Raw genomic sequence first — 3,830 nt, forward strand, 5'->3', positions numbered from 1 at the left:
GGTCAGTGCATTTTTCTTCTAGCCAACTCTCGTCTCTTAATCGAGTTTAAGTTTTGTAGCTGCCCGTCTCACTTCAGTGTTCAAAGCCTTTCATATCATTCTACTTTTCAATATCTTGGAGCGCATAAATAGAAGTAGTGCATGTACTAACAAATTGCTTAAGAGTGATTCGTAACGCGTGGCATTTTTACTATGCGGTGGCTTATGGTGATTAAGGCGCTGTGCGGTAGCTTTTGTATTGCGTTACTCACACCTTAGCAAAGCGTTAGTTTTATCACCGATTGACTTGAAAGTGACTATGATATCCCAAATTTTCTAGGCAGTTTTTACAAGGGTATGCAAGCCATCTACTATCTGTTGTTCCATAAATTCGAGGGTTAGCTTAGTGTCAAGTGAAAAAGTAAGGGCATCCATAAGCCGTATTAGTTTAGAGCTAATCATTTATACTTTGGTTATTTTTTCAATATTTATTATGGGTACGCTTCATAGTGGAATATTTAGAGATGAAAAAGGCTTAATAGAATTTGCAAGTAGTATTTTCAACGCAAGAAGTTATGTGTTTTATGCGTTTCATATTTTTGCCTTAATTTTTGTGATAGGAATAGTTTTCGTATTAAGTAAGGTGTTTCCTGGCGATTTTTCTAATGAATTATGTCGTAGGGCGGTTCTAATGATACCGTTATTCGTTTATTTTGTTGGTAGTAATGTTAGTGGTGTAATGTTCTCTGTAACAACATATTTGTTTGTAAATAATAAGTCACTGGAGTCTATTTCTTTATATTACACAATGACAACTATATTTGCAGTGTTAATGTTTATAACCGGCTACTTTATTTCCAGAAGAATGGAAAAATCGCTACCTAAAATATAAAACTAACAAAGCATTTAAGAGTGATTCTCAACGCTTGGCATTTTTGATGTCATCGTTGGGTTTTGTGTTTATGGTGGTATGGTTAAGTTTGGTGGTAGCGTTGCTCACACCTTAATGCGGCGTTAACTGGCGCAGAAAATACGAAAGCACAATGATACAGCTTCTAGGTTCAGAGATTTATCGTGTTCGGTCGGTTCCCTTAGCTGAGTTAATGCGACTAATTTCAGTTTGATACTTAAGTTTACTGATGTGAAAGGCGGCACAAAGCCTTCTAATAATATAAGGCATTCGCGATTAGTTCGGCGCACTTACATCGCCGAAGTATGGTGTTGTGAGACGCATTTCAAACTAAAGATAAACGGTAATTTTTTGGTTAAATACATATTTGAGTTAGCTTTGCTAATCATTAATTAGCAAAACGAGCTTTGGCGAAAGTGGCTGAAAGATCGCCGAAAACTGAAAGGCGCTCAGTTAACAAACTGTTCAAGAGGGATTCGCAACGCGTGGCATTTTCACTATGCGTTGGTTTTAGTGTTTAAGGTGGTATGCGGCGGCTTCAGTATTGCGTTGCTCACCCCTTAACAGAGCGTTAGTATTCAGGAGGAAAATTAGTGCTTCATCAGATAGACAAATATCAGTGTTCTGCTTGCAACATTAAATCCAAACATATTACCGTATTGATTAGGAACCCAAGTCCTTTTGCTGGTGTAAAACATCAAAAGTGTAAAGAGTTTATTGCTGGGTTAATCAAAGGCTGGGCAGTTGGTCCATTTTTAGCTTCTATGGATGAGTTTTCTCGACATACGATCTGTGAAAACTGTGGTATCAAGACGATAGAGAACTGACAAATAAGACTTCTTTTTAAGTTCGGTGTAACAGGTTGGGTCTGAATACTAACAAACTGTTCAAGAGGGATTCGCAACGCGTGGCATTTTTACTATGCGTTGGTTTAAGTGTTTAAGGTGGTATGCAGCGGCTTTGGTATTGCGTTGCTCACCCCTTAACAGGGCGTTAGTTTGCATGGATAAACTCTCACCCCAGTTATTGTTTCTAGGGTGAAAGTCATGTTATTTCAGGTGATTCTGGGGTAGTTGTGATTGACCTAAAACAGCAACGACTAAGATAAAGTCATCTTCTTTGGTGAAATAAGCTGTGTGTTTTCCAATCGGAAAATAAAAGCCATTTGGGTATATCTCGTCACAACTTCTTCCTAAACCTGGATTATCAACTAGCATCTGAAACCCCGATAGCAAAGTGTCTTTATAGTTGCGCCACTGTAATTCAGAAAAGTTTTCAACAGTGTAGTTTTTGACCTTGCGCAAGTGAGATTGTGCTAAGTTACTTAGCTTGTATTTGTTCTTTTGCATAAGTGAGTTACAGCGAATTTAGAAAGCTTTCGCCATCAACAGTGTTCCCATTGTTCAAGTCTTCTTTGGCTGATTTAAAGCAGTGTTTGAGGTACTCAACTTTCATAGCTTCTAGCTCTTCAAAGTCACGAATGGACATGACAACGACAGTATCTTTACTGTTTTTGCTGATTTTTACTGGTTCGCGTTGTGCGCTTAGAAGTAGTTCGCCGAAATTTCGTTTGGCATCATTGGCTGTTAATGTATGCATGGTCAGTTCCCAATTGAGTGTACAGTTAGATTATAATATATCGCATGAAATGTGCAATTTAATTAAATCGTGCGATTTGTGCGAAATGCAAACTAACAAACTGTTCAAGAGGGATTCGCAACGCGTGGCATTTTTACTATGCGTTGGTTTTAGTGTTTAGGGTGGTATGCGGCGGCTTTGGTATTGCGTTGCTCACCCCTTAACAGGGCGTTATGTAAATCGAACAAAAGGAGGGGTTTGAAATTGTATAAAATCATTATATCAGGAGTATTTTACTTAGTTTGTTCCTTAAGTGTTCAGGCTATGGAGCCTGAAGAATTGTTGACAAAAATAAGCCATTTTAATTTTGACTCAACAAAAAACAGGTTTGTTTCCGACAACGTAAACAACCTAAATCGCGACCTGACATTTAAAGAGTTAATAACACTCGTAGAGTATTTTGATTTTGATTCTTCCAAAGTGAAAGCAGTTAAAACATTGCGAGGTCACCACGAAGAATATTCTGATTTAGAATTATCAGAGTTGATGGAAGTTATCAACTTTGATTCAACCAAAGAAAAAATGCTAAAAGTACTTGATGCAGAGGCGGTAGAATTCTCGGAAACTACAAGCTCCAAGAGTTCTTCAACTTCAGTTACATCGACAAAGAGTACAACTCTTACTATTAGGTGTGATGGATTCGATTGTGAAACAGAATACGTAAGTAAATAGTTTTAACGCTACCACAAAAATTTACATAACAAAGCGTTTAAGACGGATTCCCAACGCTTGGCATTTTCGGTTTGATTCGGCTTTAGTGTTTACGGCACAATGGTTTAGGTAAGGTGGTAGCGTTGCTCACCACTTAACGCAGCGTTAGTACGGGTTTGACATCAAAGGTCATAAGTTTTGGTGTTTATCTGTTTTGGCGCTCGTCTTTACACCTTTCAGTTTGGACCTTTCACGTTCTTTCCGGTGGCACTATATGCGGAGTGTTCGCTTTGACTTCATCGTTTACGGTCTCTAACTCTTAATCTATTTCTTTATTGCTTCTTCTTTTTCGTGGTTTTTACTAAGTCAAAATTGTCTTTCTTTGGTGTTGCTGTCGAAGTGCGAGGAACGAATCCTTTTCTAATTTGAAGTCAGTAAACGTAGGGGAGTTCAGTACGTTTTTCTTCTAGCCAACTTTCGTCTCTTAACCGAGTTTAAGTTTTGTAGCTGCCCGTCTCACTTCAGCGTTCAAAGTCTTTCATATTATGCCAGATTTCAATATCTTGGAGCGCATAAATAGAAGTAGCGCATGTACTAACAAATTGCTTAAGAGTGATTCGTAACGCGTGGCATTTTTACTTTGCGGTGGCTT

Annotated in this window: 5 protein-coding genes; 3 read left to right on the plus strand and 2 right to left on the minus strand. The window is 38.2% G+C overall.

Annotated features, from left to right (window positions below; translation table 11 throughout):
* Positions 1-385: 385 nt before the first annotated feature.
* Both MHO32_RS25315 and MHO32_RS25325 read left to right on the plus strand, forming a co-directional pair.
* Positions 386-871, plus strand: a complete 486-nt coding sequence (locus MHO32_RS25315) for a hypothetical protein (RefSeq protein ID WP_239214918.1) — start codon at positions 386-388, stop codon at positions 869-871.
* A gap of 611 nt (positions 872-1,482) precedes the next feature.
* Positions 1,483-1,716, plus strand: a complete 234-nt coding sequence (locus MHO32_RS25325; RefSeq protein ID WP_239214920.1) for a hypothetical protein — start codon at positions 1,483-1,485, stop codon at positions 1,714-1,716.
* Between the two features lie 222 nt (positions 1,717-1,938).
* Here the strand turns inward: MHO32_RS25325 and MHO32_RS25330 are convergent, their stop codons facing one another.
* The gene (locus tag MHO32_RS25330) at positions 1,939-2,238 is read right to left on the minus strand and encodes a type II toxin-antitoxin system RelE/ParE family toxin (protein ID WP_239214922.1); all 300 of its coding nucleotides are present in this window, start codon (positions 2,236-2,238) and stop codon (positions 1,939-1,941) included.
* Between the two features lie 7 nt (positions 2,239-2,245).
* Complete coding sequence (locus tag MHO32_RS25335; RefSeq protein ID WP_005442033.1) at positions 2,246-2,488, minus strand: type II toxin-antitoxin system Phd/YefM family antitoxin; 243 nt, start codon at positions 2,486-2,488, stop codon at positions 2,246-2,248.
* Positions 2,489-2,791: 303 nt separating this feature from the next.
* Here MHO32_RS25335 and MHO32_RS25345 point away from each other — a divergent pair, with 303 nt between their 5' ends.
* Positions 2,792-3,199, plus strand: a complete 408-nt coding sequence (locus MHO32_RS25345) for a DUF4476 domain-containing protein (RefSeq protein WP_025553555.1) — start codon at positions 2,792-2,794, stop codon at positions 3,197-3,199.
* The last annotated feature ends 631 nt before the right edge of the window (positions 3,200-3,830 follow it).

This window comes from Vibrio sp. MMH1-50 (assembly GCF_022347645.1).
GTDB lineage: Bacteria > Pseudomonadota > Gammaproteobacteria > Enterobacterales > Vibrionaceae > Vibrio > Vibrio harveyi.

Bases quoted from the DNA above. Each gene is read 5' to 3' on its own strand.
- MHO32_RS25345 (WP_025553555.1), top strand. From the start codon at position 2,792: ATGGAGCCTGAAGAATTGTTGACAAAAATAAGCCATTTTAATTTTGAC.
- MHO32_RS25335 (WP_005442033.1), bottom strand. From the start codon at position 2,488: ATGCATACATTAACAGCCAATGATGCCAAACGAAATTTCGGCGAACTA.
- MHO32_RS25330 (WP_239214922.1), bottom strand. From the start codon at position 2,238: ATGCAAAAGAACAAATACAAGCTAAGTAACTTAGCACAATCTCACTTG.